Raw genomic sequence first — 25,679 nt, 5'->3', positions numbered from 1 at the left:
TATATATGGACTTTTTAAAAAGAGAATTAGCACCTATTACAGCTAATGGGTGGAAAGAAATAGAAGAAAGAGCAACAGCAGTACTATCAAAAGAATTATCAGCTAGAAAATTTGTAAAAGTAACAGGACCACTAGGAAGAGAAGTAACTTCTGTAACTACTGGAAGAATGGAAGTAAAAACTAAAGATGATGTAAAATATGGAGTATATAAAGTACAACCTCTTACTGAATCAAGAATCTGCTTCCCTTTAAATAGATGGGAATTGGATAATATCGAAAGAGGAGCAAAGGATGTAGATTATAGTTCTTTGGATGAAGGAGTTAAAAAAGCTGCTAAATTTGAAGAAGACGCTATATTTAAAGGACTTGAAGATGGACAAATAGATGGAATTTACAAATCAAGTAGTTATGAAACTTTAGATTTTGGAAAAACTACTGATGAGACATTAAAAGCTATATTTGATGGTGTTTTAAAATTAGATGCTGCTTTTGCTAAAAAACCTTATGTACTAGTTGTAAGTAATGAAAAATGGTATTATTTAAACACTGTAGTTAAAGAATATTCATTACCAGAAAAATTAGAAAAAATATTAGGACATAAAATTATAGTAAGCAAATCAATAGATGGAGCAATACTTCTTCCATTTGATGATGAGAATATTGAACTAATAATTGGTGAAGATTATGCACTAGGATATCAAAATCATAATGAAACTGCTGTAGAACTTTTTATAACTGAAAGCTTTACATTTAGAGTTTTAGACCCAGCATTGATAGTTTTATTTAAATAAAAATCAATAACTATGGACCAGGATAGAGATATTCTGGTTCTTTTATTTTTTGAAGTAAAATGCTATAATCTAATCAACTAAAAGAACTCAGGAGGAACTATGAAAAATACTTATAAGATTTATCAAATTGATTCTTTTTCTAATAAGAAGTTTTTTGGAAACCCAGCTGGAGTAGTTTATAAAGCTGATGGATTAACTGAAGTGGATATGCAGAGAATAGCAAGAGAATTAAACAATTCTGAAACAGCTTTTATTTTTTCATCTGATTCAAAGGAATACGATGTTCATGTAAGATTTTTTACTCCTTTAAGAGAAGTTCCAATTTGTGGTCATGCTACTATAGCAGCACATTATGTCATTGCCTTAGAAAATAATTTCAAAGAAAAAACTTGTATCAGACAGAAAACAGGTGCAGGAATACTTCCAGTGGAAATAGAACCAATAGATAATAGCTATAATGTTATTATGACACAGGGAAAAGTAGAATTCGGAGATATTATAAATGGAAAGAATTTAGACAGATTAGTTTCTGCTTTAGGAATTGACAATGATGATCTTATAACAGCAGCTCCTGTACAGATAGTTTCAACAGGGCATTCTAAAGTAATGATAGGAATAAAAGACTATAAACAGCTTCATAATTTGAGACCTGATATGAAAGAACTCAATAAACTGAGCGATATTATAAATTGTAATGGATATTTCGTATTTACTTTTGACAGCAAAGAAAAAGATATTCTTTTGAAAGGAAGAATGTTTGCTCCAGCCATAGGTATAGAAGAAGATCCAGTAACTGGGAATGCCAATGGACCAGTGGGAGCATATATAGTAAAATATAATTTGGTAAAAATTGAAAATGATAATTTGAAATTTTCTGCTAAGCAGGGAATGTCTATAGATAGAGAAGGAACAATAAATGTAAATGTTCATATAGAAAATAGCGAGCCAGTAAAAGTTCAAGTATCTGGAACAGCAACTGTAGTTTTTAAAACTGAAATAGAATTGTAAAATGTTTCAATCTAAAATTATTTTTTACTTATTATATTAAAAAATTCTATCAATATATAAAAATGAGATTTATGTTTTAGATAAAATTTTTTTTTGAAAGTAGCTTTTATAAACAACCTATAATTTTTATTAAGAAAAATATGAAAAAATTATTAAATTTTAAAAATTTTCTTTAAAAATTCTTAAAGAAAAAAATGACAAGAAGAAAAATTCAATTATTTTTTAAGAAAAACTATAGGACTTTTTATAAGAATTAAATTAATAGAAAAAATAAAAAAGAGATATCGCTGGAAAATAAAATTTCTCCACAAAATTAATAATAATTTTCTGATATCTCTTTTTATTATAAAATTCCTTATAAATTATTTAAAATAATTTTTACAATGTTATTTCAAATAACTAAACCACATATAATGTTAATTATATGTGGTAAAATTATTCAAATAATTTTTATTCGGATAATAATAAATTATTTTGTAATTAATCGCATGAAATAAGAGCTAATTTTATAAAAAATGTGACTTAATAGGCTGATGCTTTCGCAAGTGATAAAATCGAAATTATTTAAGAAAATTTCTTTTTCTGAATAATTTTCAGCAAAATTTTATAATTTTTCTTAATTCAAATTATAAGACTATTTTTCTTCATCAATATCTTCTAAAGAAGAAAAGACAGGAAGTTTTTCTAAAACTCTTTTTTCTAAAATTGATTTAGCATTTATATAAACTTCTGTTACTCTTGTATCGGCATGACCAAGAAAATCTCTTATCTCTAAAATATCTGCTCCATTAATAGAAAGTTCTGTTGCCACAGCATGACGTACATTATGTGGACTGATATCTTTACCAATTAATTTACCCATATTTTGAACTAGATCATAAAGTGCTCTGTATGAAAGTTGAGTATTTTTTTCTGTTGAGCTGCTAAAGACATAGTGATCCTCTATATCGCTGTCATCTATATTGTAAAGAGACTGGAGATATTCTTTATATTCTTTCAATTTTTTAATAAGGATATCATGGACAGATTTATATTGCTCTCTTCCACTTTTAGTTTCTTCCAATTTTATGTAATAGTTCCCTTCTCTTTCTAGTATATGCTTGAATTTAAGATTGATTAATTCCTGACTTCTCATTCCAGTATAAAATAATGTATATAAAATATTTACATTTCTATAGTCCTTTTCTCCATTTATTTGATATTGTCCTATAATTTTTTTTATGTCCTCGAAAGATAATTTAAGTACATTATCAATATTTCTTGACACTTTAAAAAGTTCTACATATTTAAATGGATTTTCATAACCATTTTTTTCCATTTCCTTATATAAAGATTTTAATGAAGAAATTATCTTGTTTATAGATGTTTTCTTTAGCTTTCTGTCTTCTACCAAGTAAGCGATATAGTCTTCCACATCTTGTTTTTCTACATCTTTCATCAGTTCGATTAATTCTTCTGCTCTTATTCCTTCCTCTCCTTCATATACGAAATTGAGAAAATCTTTAAGATAGAACATATAATCTTTAAGAGTTTTTTGAGAACGATATATTTCAAAAATACTTTTACGTTCTTCTTTGTTTCTTTTCTTTCTTCGACTGACTGCTACTCCGGTTTCTTCTCTTTTAACTATATCCATTTCTACCTCTTTTTAAAAGTCCTATTAAATAAATTAAGAAAATTATATAATATCTTCTATACTTACTTCTTTTACAGCTCCGAGTTCTAAATCTTCCAATTTTAATTTTCCAAAAGAAACTCTTCTTAAAAATGTAACTTTATTCCCTACTGCTTCCAACATTTTTTTTACTTGATGGAATTTTCCTTCTTTTATAGTCAGGTGGATTTTACAAGAATCTATTTTTACTGCCTTTCCCGGCATTGTAATATATCCTCCTATATCTACTCCATTTCTTAATCTTTCTAAATCTGCTTCAGAAATCTCTTTTTCAAGTTCAGCGTAATAAGTTTTCTCCACATGATTTTTTGGAGACAGCAGTTTATGATTTAAAGCTCCATCGCTAGTCAGCAGAAGAAGCCCTTCAGTATCTTTATCTAATCTTCCAACAGGAGCTAAGTCTTTTTTTATTACCCAGTCAGGCAACAAATCCATAACTGTCTGATCTCTTGCATCTCCTACAGCAGTTATGTACCCAGCTTTTTTATTCAGTATATAGTATCTGAATTTCTTATATTCAAGCTTTCTTTCTTGATAAAAAACTTCATCATCATTCTCTTTTATATTCATTTGCGGATTATCAGCCACTGCCCCATTTACAGTTATTTCTCCTGTATTAAGCAGTTCTTTTACTTCTCTTCTGCTGCCAAGTCCACATTCTGTTAAAAATTTATCTAATCTCATTATTCCTCCAGTTAATTTATTCATAATTAAATACTAACATATTATTTGATAAGTTTCAAATTTCCTTTTAAAATCTTTCTATAAATGTTATAATTGATACGAGATTATTTTGAAAAGATAGGAGATTCTGAAACTATGATAAACTTTACTAAAATTGATGAAATGATTGAAATTATAGAAAATAATCAAATTCCAGATGGTATGACATTCAATGAATATGTCTGTGAATTTTACAATGAAGTGAAAACTATTCCTTTATCTAAATATCTTAGAACTAAAAACAAGGTAAAAAGACTTCCTAAAATAATGAACAGTAAGAAAGCTGGAGAGGTTATTTTAGCCAGTGAAAAAGACGATGAAATCAAGACTTTTCTAAAAAGAAAAGGCTATAAAGAAATTCCACAGCTTGACTATAAGTCTATCATGCTGTTAAGAAAAACCGACTTATTATCAAACTGGAAAAAAGTGCTTCTTTTCTTTGAAGGGGAAGGAACTGTTGAAGAGATAAACAGCTCTACAAGACCTATTCTTTTGCCGCAGGAAATAGAAAAGCTAGAGAGTTATGTAAAAGACGAGCTTAATATTAACGACCAGGAGCTTAACTGGTTATTAACTAAATTTGAAAAAATGCAGAAAAATAAGATGATTTTAAAGTCATTGCAGAAACTATCAAGATAAAAAAAGAGGATAACTCATAAATAGAAATATAATTTTAGTAATTTATTAGTCTCTAAAATTAAGTCTAAATTTGAGTTTATCCTCTTTTAACTTTTATAATAATCTTTTTTCTTATCAATTTTTTCTTTGAGATTTATACAATCATTTAAATGACCTATTTGATGTCTGGTTCCAGGCATAAGTATTATTCCAGCAACATTTTTTCTTCCCCAGAAATCTAAAAGCCATATTGAATCAGGATGAGTGGTTACTCCACCTTCTTTTAGTATTTTTTCAATGTTTTTACTTTCTACTTTTCTTTTCATATCTTCAAATACAAGTTTTGAAAGTATATTTTGACTTTGATTTCCTACAGCTTTTCTATATTCTTTTAATACATCAATATTTATATTCCTGCTTAATTCCATTATTTCATCATCAGTCATTGCATTTCCAGTATCAGTAAATTCTACATTAAGCTTCTTTTTCCACTCCTTGTTAAATATCTGATTATTTTCATTAAGAAGTATATTTATAGTAAGATCTTCAATTCTTGTTATATGCCAGATATTCCAAGCAATAGTTACATCTTTAATTGTTGGCATAATAGAAAAATCTTTTGTATCAAGGCTTTTCCATAATTGATTCATTAAGGTGTCATCAATATCAGAAAAATGAAGGTATTTGTGCATAGAGAGATAAAGCTCTTTTGCACTATCAAAAGTTTCTTTTTTGCTTATAAGTTCTTTTAAATTTTTTTGCTGTATATTCCAATCTGATGCTATACTCATAAATCTCTCCTTATTGTTGAAGTTGTTATATAGATTTTATCATTTTATTTCAAATAATAAAAGTAAATAAAAAAGCTGAATTCAATTTTAAATTAAATTCAGCTTGAAACTATCATAGAATTAGAATTTATTAAAATGAAGTTTTGCCATATCAACATCAGCATCTGTATAGGCAGGTTTCTCTTCATCAGGATATCCTAAAGCCATCATATTATGAACTTTTAATTCTGATGGAGCTCCTAGAATCTTTTTGATATTTTCATCAGTTGCATTCCCTTCACTGTCTACTTTTTCTTTAGTCTGTATCCAGCAAGATCCAAGTCCTAAATCATGAGCTTTTAATTGAATTATAGTACTGGCAATAGCACAATCGTCATCCCAAGTAGGATTTTCATGCCCTAGTATAACTATCATAAGTGGTGCATCAGCTGCAAATGTTGCTCCACTTTCTTTAGCTACAGATAATTTTTTTATTATTTCTTTATCATCTATTACTACAAATTCATACGGCTTTCTATTTCTACCACTAGGAGATACTAATGCAGTCTTCATAAGCTCCATTACCACTTCTTTTTCTACTTTTTTTTCTTTAAATTTTCTTATTGTTCTTCTGCTTAAAAAATCCATATATATTCCTCCTTAGAATTTATTTGATAAGACTATATAAAAGGTTTATTTCTTCTTTCCAGATAGAACTATCAATAGTTTCCAATATAATAGGGATATTATCAAATCTTTCATCATTCATAAATCTTTCGAAAAATTCCATTCCTAATATTCCTTTTCCTATACTGTCATGTCTATCTTTTTTACTTCCAGTATCAAATTTAGAGTCATTAAGATGTACTCCTTTAAGATATTTAAAACCAACATATTTTTCAAACTCATCCATAGTTTTTTTATAACCTGCTTCATCTTTTAATTCATACCCAGCAGTTATTGTATGGCAAGTATCAATACAAGCTCCTATTCTTTCTTTATTTTTTATTTTTTCAATAATTTTTCCTAAATGTTCAAATTTATATCCCATATTCGAACCTTGACCAGATGTATTCTCCAGTACAATAACTATATTTTCTGTAGCATCAATAGCTTTGTTTATACATTCTGCTATATTAGCTATACATTCATCTTCAGTTATTTCATTTAGGTGGCTTCCAGGGTGAGTGTTTAGGTATTTCAATCCTAATTGATCACATCTTTTTATCTCTTCAATAAAAGCGTTTAGAGATTTTTCTCTCTTCTCTTCATCTTTTGAACCTAGATTTATAAGATAACTGTCATGAGGAAGTATATACTCATTAGTGTAGCTGTATTCTTTTAAAGCTTTTTTGAATTTTTCTATGTCTTCATCAGTTAATGGCTTGGCTTCCCATCTTCTTTGATTTTTAACAAACATTCCAAAGGCTCTTGCTCCTATTTCTTTTGCATTTTTAGGAGCGTTGAAAGGTCCACCTACTGTGCTGACATGAGCACCTATAAATTTTCTCGCAATTTTTTCTTCTCTTGTTCTTTTCATATCGTTCCTTTCTCTTTAAATCTTTTCCATATATATTATACTATTTTATACAGCAAAATAAAAGAGATGATTAAAATTATAATAACCTTAAAAAAAATTATTATAAATAAAAAGAAATTGTTTTTTTTAGCGAATACTTATAATATAAGGAATTAATTAATAATTAGGAGGAAATTTATATGAAAATGAAAAAATTAAATTATATTATCGCAGGTTCTCTTTTATCAGCTTTGGTCCTTGCTGGATGTGGAAATGATAAACCTAATCAGGAAGTACAAAAACTTATGACAGAAACTCAAAAAGATTTTGCAGCTTTTCAAGAAAGTATAGTTAAAGATTCTACTATGACTGAAGCTCAAACAGAGGATAAAATACAAAAATTATTATCTGAAATTCAGGTTAAAGAAGATGCTGCAAAAAAAGAAGTAGCTAATATAAAAAATAAAGCTGAACAGGATAAATTAACAAAAGAAATTGAAAAAACATTTGGAACAATGAAAGAAGCTCTTACATCTCTTGAAATGAAAATAAAAACTCCTACTCCAAATCCTTATGAAGAACAAGTAGAAGTTCAAGAAATAGAGAGTGTAGAAGGAACTAATGACGGACAGGCTCAATCTAACTAATTCTTAAAAAACCTTTATTTACAGCAATTAAAAATCATAATGGTTAACTTGAATAAAATTAGTAATATAAAAAGCTCTCGTATATATGAGAGCTTTTTATATAGTATTTATTATATAAGAAACAATTTCTTTATCTTTTCCTGTAAGCATAACAAGAATTCCGCCATTTTTATCAGAATCTTTTATAACTAAAGGATTTTCTGCTTTTCCTTCTTCAAGGTAGTGAAAAAATTTGATCTTTTCAATTATTAGTTCTTCCATGTTAGTAACATTTTTTATTTTATAATCTCTTTTTAAATCATTTAATTCTTTTTCAAAATTTTCTACTGTAAATTCAAAATTGCTTTCTAAATGATTTTTCACTTTTGTTATTTTTACGACCATGGCACATCACCTATTACGAAATTTTTTATATTTATACTAGTATTAAACAGTAAAGTTTACTAATTTCTCAAATATATAAATGTTAACTGTATAATAACATTTATTTTCATTTTTGTAAATAATATCAAAATATTTAGTTACATTTTTTTGTAAAACAAATGGTTAAAAAATTTACTTTAAAGGAGATTATTCTTTCTTTTAAAAAACAAAAATATTTTTCGGGAATTTTTAAAATAATATTTTATCAGAACACAATAATTCAAATAAAGATAAAAAAATTGAATTAAGTTATTGACTTAATATTGTAATTCGTGTAAAAATATAGGTAGAAGTATCCAACTATTCAAAAGGAGAAAAGATGGAAATAATTTATCAAAAGAGAGAGAAACTCAGAAATGAAAACAGAACTTTTAGATTTCTGGTGGAGGTAAGAGAATTCAGCAAGTTAGAAATATCTCAATATTTGAATATCAGTATACCAACAGTTACGAAAATATTAGAAAGATTTTTAACGAGTAAGCTGATATATGAAACAGGAACTAACAGTGGTAAACTTGGCAGAAAAGCGGTAAAATATCAATTTAATCCTAATGCTTATTTTTCCATAGGAATCAAAGTAGAAATGAATCATATATCTATGGTTCTGATAAATCTTGATGGAAAAATATTAAAACAGACTGTTGTCAAAGAAGAATTTATTAATAGTGAGAATTTTGTCTTTCTGGTCATAAACGAATTGAAAAAATTTTTATGGGAATTTGATAAAAAAGAATTTATAAAGGGAATAGGGATAGTTCTTCCGGGAGTTGTAGATCCAGAAAATAATATGATAAAATTAGGTGGAAATTTTACTCTTCTTAATCAGGATATGAAAGAAATAGAAGAAGAATTTGGTCTTCCAATATTCTTAGAAAATGAAGCTAATGCTGGTGCTATAGGTGAGTATATAGTTAATCACTCTGGACTTCAGACAAAGAAAAATATTCTTTTCATATCAATAGACACTGGTATAGGTTCTGGAATTATAGTTGAAGATCAGTTGTACAGAGGAAAAGGAAATAAATCTGGGGAAATAGGGCATATTCCAATTATCCCAAATGGAGATAAATGTGTTTGCGGAAGTGAAGGGTGTCTTGAACAATATTGTTCTAATCTAGCTTTAATGAAAGAATTTGAAAAAGAATTCCAATGTGAAATTAAAGAGTATGAAGATATCTTCCAGAAAAAATTTATAGAAACAGAAAAAGGTAAGAATATATTAGAGAGATATACATGGATTTTAGCATTAGGAATAAAAACAGCCTTGATGATGCTGAATTCTGATAAAATAATAATCGGAGGAAAAATTTCTGATTATAAAGAATATTTTGAACCTTTACTTAAAGAGATAATTTTCTCAAATAATATTTTCAGTAAAGATACAGATATTCTTGAATTTTCTTCTCTTTCTGATAATGCTAATTTATTGGGAGCAGCATTTATTCCCTTGGGAGAATTTTATAAAACATACAACGAAGATGTTTAAATATATGATATAGTCTTTATTTTTTAAAATAGAGTATTTATATAATAAAATTTTAATTAGAGGTGATTTAGATGATAAATAATGAGAGTGTATTCTTCCTATAATGGAAGGATGTAAAAGTCCTTTTCTATTATAGGTTTTGATAAAAATTCGCGGTCAAAAATATAATTAGATGGAGGATAATATTGAAATTAGAAATAAGATTAGAAGAAAAAAATGATTATAGAAAAGTTGAAGAGATGGTTAGAGAAGCCTTTTGGAATCTATATGTTCTAGGAGCCAGCGAACATTTTATCCCTTACTATTTAAGAGATTCTGAAGTAACGATTCCTGAACTTAACTTTGTAGCAGTTAAAGATGGAGAAATAGTTGGATATATTTTCTATACAAAAGCTGAAGTAAGAGATAAAAATGGGAAAGCCCATGAGATTTTAAATTTCGGCCCCTTATGTGTAGATCCAAAATATCATAATCTTGGAATAGGAAAAGCTTTAATAGAACATAGTAAAAAAACAGCAGCTGAAATGGGATATAAGGGAATAGCTATATATGGTTACCCTGGGTACTATACAAGAGTTGGATTTCAAAGTGCAGCTAAGTTTGGAATAGCAAGAGCTGATGGCGTTTTTGTTAAAGCACTTTTAGCTATGGAGCTTTATCCTGGTTCTCTGGAAGGAATTTCTGGAAATCTTCATGAATTTTTAAGTGATATTCCATTTGGAGGAGATGAGTTTTTTGAGTATGAATCAACATTTCCACCAAAAGAAAAAAGACATGAGCCATCACAAGATACATTTGCAGAAATGGCTGATAAATTAGAAGATCCAGAAAATATAAAAATTTAACAAATATAAAAGAGGTTGATTTTAGTCAACCTCTTGTTTTATATTATTAATATTAGAAATTATGTATAAAACTTAAAATTATCATGTCATAGTAATAATTTTTATTTACATAACCTTGATATTTTACATTTACTAAAAAGTCTGGATCAATATAATATCCTAAACCTAAACTAAACATTCCTGTATCTCTTGATACTTCCAATGCCTTTATTTTTCCTGAATCTGTAATAAATTTTTTTCTATCTGCAAATTCATAAGACCATTCTGCATTTCCTGTAAATAAGAACTTATCTCCCATTTCTTTCGAATACATAAGTCCGACATTTCCACTTCCTACTCTGTCATTAGAAGTAGATATTCCATCATGACCTTTAGTAGTATACTGATTCCAGCCAACTCCTAAGTATGGATAAAGGAGTGACTTTTCTCCAAGTTCAAAGAAATATCCTCCCTCTGCTCCTAAAGAATAGTTTTTAGTTCTGTAAACTATATTAGAAATATTTGTAGTTTTTAAAATATTCTTACTTTCATCATATCCAGCTCTTCCAATAAAAAGCCAGTTTTCTTTGTTATATGCAAGATAAGTATTTAATCCATAAGTTCTTATCTTTTGGCTGCTGTCATCTTGATCATCAAATTCAGCCCTTGATCTTATATAACCAAAGCTCATTCCTGTCATGAAGTCAGGGTTAGATAAGAAAGTACTGTTAGTGGCCATTAAAAATCCTTTAATCTTTGCATCATAATCAGTATTATTATCATCTTTATCATAAGAAGACTTGATTTTTCCTATTCCTTCAATATATTGAGAACTGCCACTGTAACCTCTTCTATCCATTTTTTTAAACATTACGCTTTCTCTGAACTGACTTCTTCCTCTGTCAGTTATAATTTTTCCATTTATCTCTGAAAGGTTTGTTTGAAGGTCATGTGTTCCTCCAAATAAACTGACAGAAATAGCTGCAAATACTAAAGGGAGTAATTTTTTTATTTTCATTCAATCTCCTCCAGACTACCTTCTTCTTTTTCCAAATATTCTTAACAGATATAAGAATAGGTTTATAAAGTCAAGATAGAGATTCAATGCACCAATTATTCCAAGTTTATTCATAGCTTCTTCGTCGCCGTTTGCCATTTGGAAAGCTATCTTTTTGATTCTGTTAACATCATAAGCTATAAGAGCTGAGAAAATAACTATTCCTAATACAGTTCCAATCCAGTAAAGAAAAGGAGCTTTAAGGAAGAAATTGATTACTGACATTATAATTATACTGATAAGTCCTGTCATTAAATATTTACCATAGTTGCTAAGATCTTCACTTGTAGTATACCCATAAGCTGCAATGACTATAAACATTATCAGAGCCACTCCTAAAGTATAAAATATACTCACAGGGTGAAATACAAATCCCAGACTGCTGAAAAGAATTCCATTCATTAGTGAATAAAGAAAGAACATCATTCTTGCAGTTCCAGAAGACATCTTATTAATTCCTAAACTTAATCCAAATACCAATGCTATTTCTGCAAACATTATTATTTTAAAATAAGGCATTATAGCATACAGCAGTCTTGCATTAAAACCAAATAAGTATATTGGTACTAGTGTTGTAATAAGTACTCCAATTACCATGTTCAAAAAAACTTTCCTAAGGAATTTGTTCGTCGTTTCTACATTGACATAAACTCCTTGCTCGTTACGCATTTCATTTAAATCGTATTCGTTCATTATTATGTTACCTCCTAATTTATATTTAAAATTTTAAAAAGCCCTTTTTAAAATCTCAAGTACATCTGCTTTGTGAAGCTTTTTCATTGTTCCAAGAGGACCAAAAGCAACAGCTGCATCAGCCATTCTTTCAAGATTTTCTTCCTCTATTCCTACTTCTCTTAAAGTACTTGGGATATCCAGAGATTTAAAAAATTCTCTAGTTTTATTTATTGCTTCTTTTGCAATAACCATAGGATCATCCCCTGAAATGTCCCATACATATTTTCCATATTCTACAAATCTATGAACATTTTCTTCAGACAATACATATTCCATCCATACAGGAGTAAGAATAGCAAGTCCAACACCATGAGTTATATCATGATAAGCACTTAGTTCATGTTCCATTCCATGAGTTGCCCAGTCTGTAGATATTTTACCATAAGTAAGCAGTCCATTCAATGCTAAAGAACTTCCCCACATTAGATTAGCTCTTGCTTCATAATTTTCAGGTTCATTATATGCAATAGGACCAAAGTGTATTATAGTCTTTAAAAGTCCTTCCATCAAACGATTTTGTAAAAATCCATCATGATCAGGTGAAAAATACTGCTCAAATATATGACTCATTATGTCAGCAGTTCCAGCAGCTGTATGATATTTATTTACACTGTAAGTATATATTGGATCAAGTATAGAGAAAACAGGTCTTAGCAGGTCACTTCCTATAGCTAGCTTTCTGTTTTCATTCATATTTGATATCACACTGTTTCCATTCATTTCACTTCCAGTGGCAGCAAGTGTTAGAACAGAAGCTACTGGCAAAGCAGAAGTAAGCTGTTTCATCTTATTTTTTACATATAAATCTTCCCATATATCTCCATTATATCTGCTTTGTGCAGCTATTGCCTTAGCACAGTCTATAGTACTTCCTCCACCTATAGCAAGGATAAGGTTAATATTCTCTCTTTTACATATTTCAGCTCCATAATATACACATTCTATCCTAGGATTTGGATCTACATTAGGAAGTTCAAATATAGATATTTCTTCTCTCTTTAATACTTCTATAACTTTATCATAAAGTCCGTTTCTTTTTATGCTTCCTTTACCATATACTAAAAGGACTCTACTACCTATTTTTTTAACTTCATTTCCAAGTTCATCGACTTTACCAGTTCCAAAAAGGATTTTTGTACTTACGTTATAATTGAAATTTTTCATATGATTTTCCTCCCTTTTAATTAAATAATAGTTTTAGTAAAACCAAGGTCAACTATTTTAAGACCATCCACTGCTGCACTTACTATTCCACCAGCATACCCAGCTCCCTCTCCTATAGGAAATAATCCATTTATATTGATGGATTGCCCCTTTATATCTCTTGTTATTTTAACAGGAGCAGAGGTTCGTGTTTCAGGAGCTATAAGATTTACATTTTTTGATATAAAATAACTATTTTTCCCCCATTGTTGAAAGGCAGCCTTCATGTTATCAGTCATGAATTTTGGAAATAGATTATTTAAATCATATGAATTCATTTTCATTTCATAACTGCTTTCAATACTTCCAGAAGTTTTCTTTCCTTCGATAAAATCTATAACATTTTGGTAAACAGCACCATAATTATTTCCAATTTCATAGGTTTTTCTTTCTAAATTTTCCTGAAACTTCATTCCAGAGAAAAGTTCATCTCCAAATTCATTTTCCTTTATTCCTACTACAATGGCGGAGTTTGAAAATTTTCCATCTCTTTTAGAGTAGCTCATTCCATTTACTAATGTTTTTCCTTCTTCTGAAGCAGCATTGACTACAACTCCACCTGGACACATACAGAATGAAAATACTCCTCTGTCTTCTTTTTTATTATTATATGTTACACTGTATGTGGCTGCACCTAATAAAGGATGGTCAGCATATTTTCCATACTGCATTTTATCTATATCACTTCTCAGATGTTCTATTCTTGCTCCCACAGCAAAGGGTTTATTTTCCAGATGAACTCCATTTTTATGAAGCATCCTATAAGTATCTCTTGAAGAATGTCCTATTGCCAGTATTACAGAGTCAGTACTGATAATCTCTTTTACTCCATCTTTATTTATAGTCTCGATTCCAATAACACAATTGTTTTTTATAAGGAGATTTTCCATTTTAGTATTAAAATAGAATTTTCCTCCCATGCTTTTTATTTTTTCTCTGATATTTTTTACTACTACTTTTAATACATCAGTTCCTATATGAGGTTTATAATCCCACAATATTTCCTCTTGAGCTCCACAATCAACAAGCTCTCTAAATACTTTATCTATATATTCGCTTTTTATTCTTGTATTAAGTTTCCCATCAGAATATGTTCCAGCTCCTCCCTCTCCAAATTGTACATTTGATTCTGGATTAAGAATAGAGTCAGCTATAAATCTGTTGTTAGTTATATCTCTTTTATCTACCTCTTCTCCTCTCTCAAAAACAAGGGGAATATATCCATGTTCAGCAAGTCTTAATGCTGAGAACAGTCCTGCTGGTCCTGCACCAATTACTGCTACTTCTTTATTTTTATATAAAGGCTCTCTTATTATCTTTTCTTTTTCTTTCACTGGAAGAACATTAGATAATGCTGATATATCTAATTCTTTTTTTAATAAAACTTCTATATTATAAATAAATTTTATATCATTCTTTTTTCTGCTGTCTATGGATCTTTTATTCCATATGAGCATTTCTATATTCTCTTTTTTTATTCCTCTTTTTTCAAGCTCTTTTAATATTTCCTTATCTTGATTTTTAGCTATTGAAATTATTATATTATTAATATTTACTCTCATGTTCCACCTCTAGTAAATTATACCATATATAATAATCAAATAACAATAAAAAAGCCTGTGAAATTGAACACAGGCTGGCTTTTTTATTTTACTTTGTCAGCTAGAGTTTTTCCAACTTTAAACTTAACTGCCTTTTTAGCTTCTATTCTCATTTTTTTATTAGTTTGAGGATTTCTAACTTCTCTAGCAGCTCTCTCTTTTACTTCCCATTTACCCCAACCTACGAAAGTGATGTCATCTCCTTTTACAAGTGTATCTTCAACAGAAGCTAAGAATAAATTTACTGCTCTTTCCGCTTCTTTTTTAGTAAATCCACCATTTTTAGCATATAATTCCACAAATTCTTTTTTAGTCATATTTGTTCCTCCTTGGGTTTTAATTAAAAGTAACTCTTAAAATTGTAATTCTTACTTACTATATATATAACCTTTATTTTTCATTTTGTAAATAGAAAGTTTTAAAAATTTCATATTTTAGAAAATTACTTTAAATCCTTCAGAGGCAACATTCACATCATTATCTGTTATTCCGAGATATTTTTGAGTTACAGCTATTGAAGAATGATTTAATAGACGCCTAACTAATTCTATATTAAATTTATTATTTGTATATTGAATATGAGCATAGGTCTTTCTAAAACTATGTGTGGATAGCCCTTCAATAGAAGCACATATAGCGATTTTTTTTAATATTTTCTGCACCCATCTAGATGATATATCAAAAATATTGTCATTTCTACTAAGAAAACGCTTTCTACAATAAGCTTCAACTATTTTAACAACTTCATAATTAATTTTTCTATTCTGTATTTTCCCCGTTTTTTGCTCTCTTATGGATAATTTACCATCAACAAAGTCACTTACTTTTAGACTTAGCACATCTCCTATTCTAAGTCCAGTATTTAATTGAATAAGACAAATCAGATGTACTTGTGCGTTAGCTCTGACTTTTATTCCATTTCTTCTTACTCCGCTTTTTATAAATAAAAAAATTATTTCTAATTCGTCAAATTTTAAGGCCCTAGTTTTCATTTTTACTTTCATCTCCTAAGCATGTAATATATGTGTAGTATAGACATATATAAAATATACCACATTTTTTAGATGAGAGAAATATTTTTATTTTTAGTATAGCAATATTACTCTTATTGTTATAGAATATATGTATAATTTATTTTGGGAGGTTTTTAGAATGATTATAATAAAGAATGGTACTTTACTTGATGTTGAAAAGTCTAAATTTGAAAAAATGGATATTTCAATAGAAGATGGTAAAATTACTGGAATTAAAAAAAGTATTAAACCTAAGAAAGATGATGAAATTATTGATGCTACAGATAAAATAGTAGCTCCAGGATTTATTGATGCCCACTGTCATTTAGGGCTTATGGGAGACAGTGTTGGTTTTGAAAATGATGATGTTAATGAAAAGTCTGATCCAATAACTCCTCAATTAAGAGCAATTGATGGAATTGACCCTATGGACAGAGTATTTACTGAAGCTTATCAAGGGGGAATTACTTCAGTAGCTACTGGACCGGGAAGTGCTAATGTAATTGGAGGACAATTTGCTGCTATAAAAACTTTTGGAAAAAGAATAGATAAAATGATAATAAAAGCTCCTATTGCTATGAAATGTGCTTTTGGAGAAAATCCAAAGAGATTTTATGGAACAAAAGGAAAAATGCCTACTACTAGAATGGGAACTGCTGGTATGCTTAGAGAGACTCTTCAAAAAGCAAAAGAATATATGCTTAAATCTGAAGCTGCTGGAGATGATATTACTAAAAAACCTCAATATGATGCAAGACTAGAAGCTTTAATCCCTGTTTTGAAAAAAGAAATTCCTTTAAAGGCTCATGCACATAAAGCAAATGATATATTCACTGCTATCAGAATAGCTAAAGAATTTAATGTAAAAATGACTTTAGATCATTCAACAGATGCTAGATGTATAGTTGATGAATTGGCTGAAGAAAATTATCCTATGATTGTTGGACCAAGCTTAGGGCACAGAACAAAAGTTGAGCTTATAAATAAATCTTTTAAGACAGCTGCTGTTCTTAATAAAGCTGGAATAAAAATATCTATAACAACTGACAGTCCTGTTATCCCTCTTCAACATCTTCCGATTTGTGCTGCTCTTGCAGTAAAAGATGGTCTTGATAAATGGGAAGCTCTTAAAGCTATCTCTATAAACCCTGCTGAAATATTAGGATTAGAAGACAGAGTGGGATCTATCAAAGTTGGTAAAGATGCAGATATAGTTATCTGGTCAGCTGATCCTCTTCAAATAGATGCAAAAGTTGAATATACTATCATAGATGGAAAAGTAGTTTTCAGTGGTGAGGGGGAAGAATAGTGAAAGAACTTCTTAAAAAATTCAGAAGAGAACTTCATCAAATACCTGAGGTAGCTTTTGAAGAACACAAAACAGCAGAGTACATAAGAGAGAAGCTCAAAAAATATGGAATACCATATGAAGAAATAGTTAATGAACATTATACTACAGGAACTATGGTACACTTCAAAGGAGAAGAGGGATGTATTGCTTTTAGAAGTGATATAGATGCTCTGCCTATAACTGAAGATACTGGCTGTGATTTCGCTTCTACAAATGGAAGAGCACACGGATGCGGACATGATGGACATGCTGCTACTCTTCTGACATTTGCAGTATGGCTGAAAGAGCAGCAGGATAAAGGAGTAAAATTTAATAAATCTATTGTCCTTATATTCCAGCCGGGAGAAGAGGGGAAAGGTGGAGCAAGATATCTTTCTGTACATGAAAAATTCCTAAATAAAAATATAGAAGCTATATTTGGAATGCATTTATTTCCATTGCTTCCTGAAGGAACAGTATCTACAAAGATAGGACCACTTATGGCACAAACTATAAATCTTGATATAGAGATTTATGGTAAAGGAGGGCATGGAGCAGAACCTCAAAACTGTATCGACACTATTCTTATAACTTCTAAACTTATAGAAGCATACCAAAGTGTTGTATCGAGAAATATAACTCCTATTGACCCTATGGTTCTTACTATTGGTTCTATACATGGAGGAAGTGCAAGAAATATAATTCCAGAAAAAGTTTCACTTCTTGGAACTATCAGAATATTTTCTAAATCAATGATGGCATTTATCAAAGAAAGACTGGAAAATATCAATAAGGGATTTGAGCTTTCCTACGGTGTCAAAATAGATTTTAATTTCACCCCTGTGTATTCTCCTGTAATTAATGATGAAAAGCTTTATCATGTATTCAGAGAAGCTGTGAAGAGGAGTAATTTTGTTGAAGCAAAACCAGAAATGATTGCTGAAGATTTTTCATTCTATCTTGACAAAGTTCCGGGATTATTTTTCTTCCTTGGAGTAAGAAATGAAGAGAAAGGATATGTTTATCCACTGCATAATCCAAAATTTAATTTTGATGAAGCAGCTTTATTAAAAGGTGTGGAAACTTTCCAAAATATAGCTTACGCTATGAAAGCATTATAAAAATATTTAAGAGGATAATCTATAGATAGGAATATAATTCAGCAGAAAGGTTTATATCAATAACAAACCTTTCTACTTTCCAAATTTCATTCTTACTTTATTTTATCCTTTTTTATTTTTTTGAAAGTTTTTTTCAATATCACTAAGTATAGGCATCCCTAATTTTTTATTTTTCTTCAAGTGTAAATATGTTTCTCTTAATCCTTCTTCTAATGAATATTTATTTTTAAATCCTGTTTTAGTAATTTTAGATATATCTCCTATTAGATTTTCATTTCTAAATGGAAACCAGTCTCTTGCTTTTAAATTTTCTTTTTCAAGATCGATATATTGTATCATAGGTTTCTTATTACAGATATTGCTGCACAGTTCAGCATAATCTTTTATGGTGATTCTTTCATTACCAGAAATATTAAATATTTGGTTGAAGAAATCAGAATTACCTAATGAAAAATTCACAGCTTCACATAAATCATCAATATAACCAAACTGAATTATCTCTTCTCCTTTATCTGGAATAAAAACAGGCATATTATTTTCAAACCTTGCAAACATATAACTTTCCCTATCTAAATTATTTTCAGGGTCATAAATATAGAATGGTCTGAATATAGTATATTTAAAATTTAGTTTTTCAGCATTTTCAATAGTAATTTTCTCACTTAAATATTTATCTTCAGCATATTTACCCCATACTTCATTTGCTCCAGTATTATCTGTTTCTTTTGCTGGAATATGTTTCATATCATTGTATATTGAGGCACTGCTTATAAGAATATATTGGCTATATTTTCCTGTCATTACTTCCTGAATAAGAGATGCCTGATCTCTGGTATATGCTGATATATCTACAATATAATCTATAGAGATATCTTTCAAAGATTTACATAAATCATCTTTTATATTTCTATCACATTTTAAAAATTCAGCTCCATCAGGATTTATTCTATTTCCTCTGTTGAGAATATAAACTGTATATCCCTTATCTAAAAGAAATTCACATAATCTTTTTCCCAAAAACTGATTTCCACCCATTAATAGAATTTTTTTCATATCGCCTCCATCAAATTTTTTATTATATTTTATATGATAGTTTATATAAAAAAATATTGCAAAGTTTTTTATGTATATAATTTTAACATTTTCCTTATTTAAATTCCCCATTCTCTAAAGTGCACTTCATATAAAAGTCAACTTCCCATATAAATTCCAGTTTCAGTATATTTTTTTCAAAATTAAAAATGCTGTATTTTAATCTTATTTACATTATCATTTGTAAATGAGGAACAACTTTTTATATAATTTTCCTAGTAAACAGTTGAATCTTTTAGCTTCAGAATAGGTATATACGAACATTTTAAATTTTTTTATTGTTATCTACTAATTTGCTTTTGTTATTGATATAATCTATCTATCATAAACAAGGGGGAGTAAAACATGAAAAAAATTCTTATCAGTATCATTCTTCTGCTATCTTGCATTACAGCATATGGAAAGGATAAAGTAGAGGAAATAATGAAAAAAGGTGTTATCAGAGTCGGAACAACAGGAGATTATAAACCATTTACTTATCTCAATGGAGATAAATATGAAGGGTATGACATTGAAATAGCTAATCTTATAGCTAAGGAATTAGGTGTAAAAATCGAATTTGTTCCTACAACTTGGAAAACTCTTATATCAGATTTAAATGAAGATAAATATGATGTAGCAATGGGTGGAATAACAAGAACAGTGAAAAGACAGGTAGAAGCTCAAATGAGCAACCCTTATTTAGTATTTGGTAAATGCTATCTTGTAAGAAAGGGAGAAAAGGGAAAATATAATTCGATTGAAGCTGTCAATAAGCCGAGTGTAAAAGTAGGAGTAAATATTGGAGGAACTAATGAGATATTTGCTGATGAGCATCTATCTAATGCCACAATAATTCGTTATAAAAATAATTTAGATGTGCCAGTTGCTGTAGAAAAGGGAGAAGTTGATATTATGGTAACTGAAAATCCTGAAGCTGTTACTTATGAGAAAATCAATCCTAAATTAGAAGGGTCATTGACAGATGCTACTCTGACTAAAAGCCAGATGGGATATATGGTAGCTAAAGATCAACAGCATCTTTTAAATACTATAAACTTTATTTTGGCTGAACTTGAAGTAAGAGGAACAATAGCAGAACTTAAAAATCAATACTTAAAATAATATTATTTAAGAGAGAACTTAAAATTAAAAGTTCTCTTTTTTTTTGAAAAACAGATATTTTTCACATCGTTTTTTACTCTTTAATTCTAAAAATAGTCATTTTTATTTAAATATATAGGAATAATATGGTATAATAATTAAAAGAATGCTTATAAAAGAGGAGGGTGATGGGGAGAATGTTAAAAAGACTTCTTATTATAGCATTTTTGATGTCTCAAACTGCTTGTGGGAAAGTAGCAAGCTGGTATGCAAAAGGATTTGAGGGGAAAAGTACAGCAAGTGGATATATATACGACTCTAGACAATATACTTGTGCATCTAATTCACATGATTTTGGAACTGTATTAAAGGTAACAAATAAGGAAAATGGAAAATCTGTTGTAGTCGTGGTGACAGATAGAGGATCTTTTGGTAAAAAATATGGACGTGAAATTGATCTGAGTAAGGCATCTTTTGCAAAAATAGCCAACCCTAATGAGGGGCTTATAAAAGTAAAAATAAAAGTGCTGAATGAAAAAAATACCTTTAAGTACAAACATGGAAGCCCTGTTTTTAATGCCAGAGAATATCAAAAATATGTTAAAAGATAAGGAATAATTAAAGCCAGAGGATAATTTCTTCTGGTTTTTAATTTAAGAATATAAGCTGGGATATTTATAAAACAATATTTTTTATTTATTTCATTATCGGATAAAATCTTTAAATACTCTTTATTATATATCCAACTTATATTCTACTGATACAGTCACCCTGCTGTCATCATCTTTTCTACTGTCTGAGCTGCTGCTTCCTTCACTTACCTGGTACATCAAATCTAAAGTAAGACCATTGTTATATTCTATTCCTCCACCCATTCCATAATAAGAACCATTTTGTGAATTGACAGTATCATTAATTGATTTATATCTGGAATTACTTTTTCCTCCTATATTATTTACAGCATATCCTAAATTAAGCTTTAAATAAGGACGCCACTCATCCATCTGAGGAAGTTTATACCTTCCAGTTACATATAATGGAATAGAATCCATATCTGCATTTTCCTCTGCTGCTTCCTTTACAAAAAATCTTCCGCTTTGCTCCTGATCAAACATAGCAATTCTATCTTTTTTTAAGCTGTATCTATCCTGATAAGACATTCCTACCCCCAATTCTACATCAGGTATAAGCTTATCACTTCTCAGCTCTTTAGCTACTTCATGTCCAACATGTATAACTTCTGTTTTGTCTTCAAAATCATGTTCTTTTAATTTTTCGTTTAAAGTGTCTATAAAATCATAATATTTTTTAACTACATTGCTTTCTGACTGTCCTGCTTCTAAATTAGTATATTCTTCCAGATCTCTTTTTATAAGAAGATTCTCTTCTCCCTGCGTCATATCAACAGTTACTTCTGGTTCGGGAGATTCTTCAGCATTTTTTATTATTTCTCTCAGTTTATCTTCAGTTAATTTTTCAGTCATGACAAATATTGCTTTTTCTTCCTGTAGATTCTCTTTCTTTAGCTCATCTTCAGCAGAGTCGGTGATATCTTTTTTAATAGTTTCTTTTACTTCCTTGGGTACTTTATTTTCTTTTACAGTTATTTTATCATCTATTTTTTTAGTTTTTTTTACAGTTGATTTCTCTTCAAGCATAGGCACTTCTTTTAATCCGCTGGCTACAGCAGATAATGAAAAAAACAGTATGAACAATATATTTTTCATAAAGCACCACCTCTTCTATTTCCTTTTAATCTTATACTATAATTTTAACAGGTATAAAGCTTTTTTTCAAAGATTTTTTCTCATATCTATATTTTTTTGAAACTATTTGATTTTAAACTATTCTATTTTTCTTAGAAATATATTATAATTGATATTGAATTTAATAAATTTTTAAGGAGAAAAAAATGAGTATCAATAATATTATCATCTATTTAATGATATTTTTTATGTTAGTTGGTGCTGTTGACAGACTTTTGGGGAACAGATTTGGCTATGGAAAGAAATTTGAAGAGGGAATAATGGCTATTGGGACTCTCTCACTGGCTATGCTGGGAATAATATCCCTTTCTCCATTGATTGCTTCTGCTTTAAAACCTGTTATTACACCACTGTATAAGTTAATAGGTGCTGATCCTGCAATGTTTGCTGGGACTATTTTAGCCAATGATATGGGAGGATATTCTCTCAGCATGGAACTTGCTCTCTCACAGGAAGCTGGATTTTTTGGTGGATTATTTCTAGCTGCCACTATGGGAGCTACTCTTTCTTTTACTATCCCGGTGGCTATGGGAATAATAAATAAAGAGGATGAGAAATATTTATCTAAAGGTATTATGGCTGGACTTTCTACTATTCCATTAGGATGTTTTTTTGGAGGATTGATAGCAGGATTCAGCTTCAAAATGCTTATACTCAATTTAATACCTACAATTATTTTTACTTTCTTTATATGTGTAGCACTTCTTAAATATCCGAAAGCTGTATCTAAATCATTTTCACTTTTTTCTAAAGTGATGTTTATAGCTATAACTATTGGACTTGCATTGCAGATAGTAGAAACTCTTACTGGAAAGGTATTGGTACAGGGTATGATTCCTGCACTGGAAGCTGTTAAAATAATATGTAAAATAGGAATGACTTTAGCTGGTGCTTTTCCAATGGTGTATTTTATAACAAAAGTATTTAAACATCCTTTAGTAAAATTAGGGAAGCTTTTTGGAATAAATGAAAATTCTACCGCTGGAATTATAGCCTGTCTTGCTCATAATATACCTATGTATAATATTTTAAAAGATATGGATGAAAGAGGAAAGATAATAAATATAGCTTTTTCTGTCAGTGGTGCTTTTGTTTTGGGAAGCCATCTTGGATTTACAGCTGGAGTTGACACAGCTCTTGTATTTCCTGTAATAGCTGCTAAACTCATAGGAGGAGTCTCAGCTATGTTTGTAGCAAATTTCATATATAACAAAGATTTTAAAAATTCTAAAAAATTAAATTAATCAAAAAGCCAGTCAAATTGAGCTCTCTCAATAAAGACTGGCTTTTATATTTTATATTAAAATTTTTTTAACTTTTTCTCTAATCTTTCTACTATTACATTATATCTTTGTGAAGGCATATAATCATTATATTTAAGTTTCTTATAGTGATTCATAGCTTCCTTATATTTATTTTTTGTTACTTCTTTGTTATTCTTATTCTTTGACAGCCTGTCACCATCTAATTCACTTTGTACTCCTCTTAAAAGTATCCCATTCATATTTATTTTCCCTTTAATCATTTCTGTCATTTTAGGGTCTTTTGATTTTTTTAAAGCTGAATTATAAAGTTCGTATGATTTATAGTATCTAAACTGCTCAAACATTTTATTTCCTTCTTTTAAAAGCGATTCAGCAGTTGTTGTTTTTACAGGAGCTTTCTTTGTAGCAGGTGCTTTGCCAGCTTCTATTTTTTCAATTATTTCATCATAGATAACTTTCTGATCACTTTCTAAAAATACAGGAGCTATTCTTTCATATATTTCCATAGCTTCTTTTTTCATCTGTTGTCTTTTTTTATTGGTATTCGCTTTTTGAAGATACAGTTCATCTGCTTTCAATTTTTCTTCATATGCTTTATTTAAAGCTTCCACGGATTTCAATTTGTATTTTACTTCATCTTTTAAACTATTATCTTCTCTCAATTCTAAAGCAAGAACATCAGCAGATTTTAATTCATCTACAGCTTTTTGAAACTCTTGATTTTTGAGCATTATTCCTGCTGTACTTATACTTTGAGCTATCTTTTCAGAAATTTTAGCCTGATTAGAAAAATATTCCAAGTCTTTTATTCTTTCTTCATATCTATTTCCTCTGTATTTACTCAATTCTATATATTTTTCAATACCTGCTTGATAGTCTTCAGAAGCAGTCCTATATTTCCTTTCTACCATCATAGCATCCCCAGACTTTTCTTTTTCTACAGCATAACTATACATTTTTTCCAATTTTTGATATTGGAAAAATTTCTTTCCTCCAAATAGAATCAAAAATAGTAATAATACTATAGCTCCTATTTTATACAGTTTTTTATCTATTGCATTAAAACTCTTTCTAATACTGCTCATCCATGTTTCTGGCTCTGGGAAAAGAGGAGCTGGTCTGCTTATAAATATTCCACACAATGTATGGTTAGATAAGTTCATGTAGCAATTTTTATTCATAGATTTTACAAGATTTCCTATCCATTGTCCTACTCTCTGTGATTTAGCAGTATCTTTTTCAATATCATCTTCATCAAGGTTTTCCCATGCTCCCTGAGTCATAAGTAATATCTTATCATTTGGAAGAAGTGTCATAGTTTTAGAAACATTGACAGCTATATTTTTATCAATGCCAAACTTATGTGTAAATATATTTCTATCTTTTCTAAATCTTATCTCATCATATAGTATTTTCTCTGCTTCATACATAAGAAAGGCTAAAGTACTATCCTTGCTTTTCTTTATTATATAGTTATCCCTCAGCATCATAAATCTTGCATTTCCTACATTGGCAAATGTGACTTTGGAATAATCTGTTACTGCCATTGCAATAGAACAACTGCTGTATTCTTCAACTGCATCACTATTGCTTATCTGCATCTCTCTGTATCTTCTATGTACATGAAGCAGCATTCTTTCTATTTTCTTTCTGTCTATAGTAGGATTTTCTATAAATGTTTCTATAAGCATTTCTCCAATGAAAGGTGCTATCTTATGTTCAAAGACACCCCCATTATTTCCATCTACTATTATCCAACATCCATATTCCTCTAATTCAATATATGTAAGATAATCATTATTTACACTTTTATCTCCTCTGTCAGAAAGAAAAGATGTTATAAATATGCTCTGATACTTTCTTCCTGAAAGATTCAACTGCATAGCCTTTTTTTCTTCGTTTTCTTCTTTAATCTTTTCCCTATTCATG

At 29.2% G+C, this 25,679-nt stretch carries 26 protein-coding genes; 11 read left to right on the top strand and 15 right to left on the bottom strand.

Features of this window, described 5'->3' with window-relative positions; translation table 11 throughout:
* The first annotated feature begins 5 nt into the window (after nt 1–5).
* On the top strand, nt 6–791 hold the full coding sequence (locus tag C4N20_RS13915) for a family 1 encapsulin nanocompartment shell protein (protein WP_005977514.1): 786 nt from the start codon (nt 6–8) through the stop codon (nt 789–791).
* A gap of 99 nt (nt 792–890) precedes the next feature.
* Complete coding sequence (locus tag C4N20_RS13910) at nt 891–1,799, top strand: PhzF family isomerase (protein WP_005977516.1); 909 nt, start codon at nt 891–893, stop codon at nt 1,797–1,799.
* Between the two features lie 634 nt (nt 1,800–2,433).
* Here the strand turns inward: C4N20_RS13910 and C4N20_RS13905 are convergent.
* Nucleotides 2,434–3,435, bottom strand: a complete 1,002-nt coding sequence (locus C4N20_RS13905; protein ID WP_005977518.1) for a tyrosine-type recombinase/integrase — start codon at nt 3,433–3,435, stop codon at nt 2,434–2,436.
* Between the two features lie 42 nt (nt 3,436–3,477).
* Complete coding sequence (locus C4N20_RS13900) at nt 3,478–4,158, bottom strand: pseudouridine synthase (protein WP_005977520.1); 681 nt, start codon at nt 4,156–4,158, stop codon at nt 3,478–3,480.
* A 135-nt stretch (nt 4,159–4,293) separates the two neighbouring features.
* Between C4N20_RS13900 and C4N20_RS13895 the strand changes: the two genes are divergently transcribed.
* Entirely contained in the window at nt 4,294–4,836 is a 543-nt protein-coding gene (locus C4N20_RS13895; protein ID WP_005977522.1) for a hypothetical protein, read from the top strand.
* 86 nt (nt 4,837–4,922) lie between these two features.
* Here C4N20_RS13895 and C4N20_RS13890 read toward each other — a convergent pair whose 3' ends face one another.
* From C4N20_RS13890 to nfo, 3 genes are all read right to left on the bottom strand, one after another.
* The gene (locus C4N20_RS13890; protein WP_005977524.1) at nt 4,923–5,606 is read right to left on the bottom strand and encodes a DinB family protein; all 684 of its coding nucleotides are present in this window, start codon (nt 5,604–5,606) and stop codon (nt 4,923–4,925) included.
* A 120-nt stretch (nt 5,607–5,726) separates the two neighbouring features.
* Nucleotides 5,727–6,233, bottom strand: coding sequence for a nitroreductase family protein (locus C4N20_RS13885; protein WP_005977526.1), 507 nt, complete (start codon nt 6,231–6,233; stop codon nt 5,727–5,729).
* A 19-nt stretch (nt 6,234–6,252) separates the two neighbouring features.
* Entirely contained in the window at nt 6,253–7,125 is an 873-nt protein-coding gene (nfo, locus tag C4N20_RS13880; protein ID WP_005977528.1) for a deoxyribonuclease IV, read from the bottom strand.
* Between the two features lie 179 nt (nt 7,126–7,304).
* Here nfo and C4N20_RS13875 point away from each other — a divergent pair, with 179 nt between their 5' ends.
* Nucleotides 7,305–7,751, top strand: a complete 447-nt coding sequence (locus C4N20_RS13875) for a hypothetical protein (protein WP_005977530.1) — start codon at nt 7,305–7,307, stop codon at nt 7,749–7,751.
* Nucleotides 7,752–7,847: 96 nt separating this feature from the next.
* Here the strand turns inward: C4N20_RS13875 and C4N20_RS13870 are convergent, their stop codons facing one another.
* On the bottom strand, nt 7,848–8,135 hold the full coding sequence (locus C4N20_RS13870; protein ID WP_005977532.1) for a hypothetical protein: 288 nt from the start codon (nt 8,133–8,135) through the stop codon (nt 7,848–7,850).
* Between the two features lie 358 nt (nt 8,136–8,493).
* Here C4N20_RS13870 and C4N20_RS13865 point away from each other — a divergent pair, with 358 nt between their 5' ends.
* Together C4N20_RS13865 and C4N20_RS13860 are read left to right on the top strand one after the other, a co-directional pair.
* The gene (locus tag C4N20_RS13865) at nt 8,494–9,660 is read left to right on the top strand and encodes an ROK family protein (protein ID WP_005977534.1); all 1,167 of its coding nucleotides are present in this window, start codon (nt 8,494–8,496) and stop codon (nt 9,658–9,660) included.
* Nucleotides 9,661–9,845: 185 nt separating this feature from the next.
* A complete protein-coding gene (locus C4N20_RS13860; protein ID WP_005977536.1) occupies nt 9,846–10,505 on the top strand; it encodes a GNAT family N-acetyltransferase in 660 nt (219 codons plus the stop codon).
* A 52-nt stretch (nt 10,506–10,557) separates the two neighbouring features.
* Here the strand turns inward: C4N20_RS13860 and C4N20_RS13855 are convergent, their stop codons facing one another.
* The 6 genes from C4N20_RS13855 to C4N20_RS13830 form a co-directional block, all read right to left on the bottom strand.
* A complete protein-coding gene (locus C4N20_RS13855; protein ID WP_005977538.1) occupies nt 10,558–11,502 on the bottom strand; it encodes an autotransporter outer membrane beta-barrel domain-containing protein in 945 nt (314 codons plus the stop codon).
* 15 nt (nt 11,503–11,517) lie between these two features.
* Nucleotides 11,518–12,234, bottom strand: coding sequence for a Bax inhibitor-1/YccA family protein (locus C4N20_RS13850; protein ID WP_005977540.1), 717 nt, complete (start codon nt 12,232–12,234; stop codon nt 11,518–11,520).
* Between the two features lie 33 nt (nt 12,235–12,267).
* Nucleotides 12,268–13,440: an iron-containing alcohol dehydrogenase gene (locus C4N20_RS13845; protein WP_005977542.1), complete on the bottom strand. Its 1,173-nt coding sequence runs from the start codon at nt 13,438–13,440 to the stop codon at nt 12,268–12,270.
* A gap of 20 nt (nt 13,441–13,460) precedes the next feature.
* Nucleotides 13,461–15,041 carry an NAD(P)/FAD-dependent oxidoreductase gene (locus C4N20_RS13840; protein ID WP_005977544.1) on the bottom strand — a complete coding sequence of 527 codons (1,581 nt, stop codon included), beginning with the start codon at nt 15,039–15,041 and terminating at the stop codon, nt 13,461–13,463.
* Between the two features lie 83 nt (nt 15,042–15,124).
* Nucleotides 15,125–15,397, bottom strand: a complete 273-nt coding sequence (locus tag C4N20_RS13835; protein WP_005977547.1) for an HU family DNA-binding protein — start codon at nt 15,395–15,397, stop codon at nt 15,125–15,127.
* A gap of 117 nt (nt 15,398–15,514) precedes the next feature.
* Complete coding sequence (locus tag C4N20_RS13830) at nt 15,515–16,072, bottom strand: site-specific integrase (protein ID WP_005977551.1); 558 nt, start codon at nt 16,070–16,072, stop codon at nt 15,515–15,517.
* A 160-nt stretch (nt 16,073–16,232) separates the two neighbouring features.
* Between C4N20_RS13830 and C4N20_RS13825 the strand changes: the two genes are divergently transcribed.
* Together C4N20_RS13825 and C4N20_RS13820 are read left to right on the top strand one after the other, a co-directional pair.
* Nucleotides 16,233–17,402: an amidohydrolase gene (locus C4N20_RS13825; protein WP_005977554.1), complete on the top strand. Its 1,170-nt coding sequence runs from the start codon at nt 16,233–16,235 to the stop codon at nt 17,400–17,402.
* Nucleotides 17,402–18,544 carry a M20 metallopeptidase family protein gene (locus tag C4N20_RS13820; RefSeq protein ID WP_005977558.1) on the top strand — a complete coding sequence of 381 codons (1,143 nt, stop codon included), beginning with the start codon at nt 17,402–17,404 and terminating at the stop codon, nt 18,542–18,544. Before C4N20_RS13825 ends, C4N20_RS13820 begins: the two co-directional genes overlap by 1 nt.
* A 102-nt stretch (nt 18,545–18,646) precedes the next feature.
* Here the strand turns inward: C4N20_RS13820 and C4N20_RS13815 are convergent, their stop codons facing one another.
* Nucleotides 18,647–19,597 (bottom strand): NAD-dependent epimerase/dehydratase family protein, encoded by a 951-nt coding sequence (locus C4N20_RS13815; protein WP_005977560.1) that lies wholly within the window; start codon nt 19,595–19,597, stop codon nt 18,647–18,649.
* A gap of 384 nt (nt 19,598–19,981) precedes the next feature.
* On the opposite strand from C4N20_RS13815, the gene C4N20_RS13810 reads away from it, so the two are divergent.
* Together C4N20_RS13810 and C4N20_RS13805 are read left to right on the top strand one after the other, a co-directional pair.
* Nucleotides 19,982–20,740: a transporter substrate-binding domain-containing protein gene (locus tag C4N20_RS13810; protein WP_005977563.1), complete on the top strand. Its 759-nt coding sequence runs from the start codon at nt 19,982–19,984 to the stop codon at nt 20,738–20,740.
* 176 nt (nt 20,741–20,916) lie between these two features.
* A complete protein-coding gene (locus C4N20_RS13805) occupies nt 20,917–21,330 on the top strand; it encodes a septal ring lytic transglycosylase RlpA family protein (protein ID WP_005977565.1) in 414 nt (137 codons plus the stop codon).
* A 123-nt stretch (nt 21,331–21,453) separates the two neighbouring features.
* Here the strand turns inward: C4N20_RS13805 and C4N20_RS13800 are convergent, their stop codons facing one another.
* A complete protein-coding gene (locus C4N20_RS13800) occupies nt 21,454–22,446 on the bottom strand; it encodes an outer membrane beta-barrel protein (protein ID WP_005977568.1) in 993 nt (330 codons plus the stop codon).
* Between the two features lie 185 nt (nt 22,447–22,631).
* On the opposite strand from C4N20_RS13800, the gene eutH reads away from it, so the two are divergent.
* Nucleotides 22,632–23,729 (top strand): ethanolamine utilization protein EutH, encoded by a 1,098-nt coding sequence (gene eutH, locus C4N20_RS13795; RefSeq protein ID WP_005977571.1) that lies wholly within the window; start codon nt 22,632–22,634, stop codon nt 23,727–23,729.
* Nucleotides 23,730–23,785: 56 nt separating this feature from the next.
* Here eutH and C4N20_RS13790 read toward each other — a convergent pair whose 3' ends face one another.
* Nucleotides 23,786–25,678, bottom strand: coding sequence for a PP2C family protein-serine/threonine phosphatase (locus C4N20_RS13790; RefSeq protein WP_005977574.1), 1,893 nt, complete (start codon nt 25,676–25,678; stop codon nt 23,786–23,788).
* Nucleotide 25,679 lies beyond the last annotated feature (1 nt).

This window comes from Fusobacterium ulcerans (assembly GCF_003019675.1).
GTDB lineage: Bacteria > Fusobacteriota > Fusobacteriia > Fusobacteriales > Fusobacteriaceae > Fusobacterium_A > Fusobacterium_A ulcerans.
Note: the sequence above shows the minus strand (reverse complement) of the source record. Positions and strands in the feature narration are given on the sequence as shown.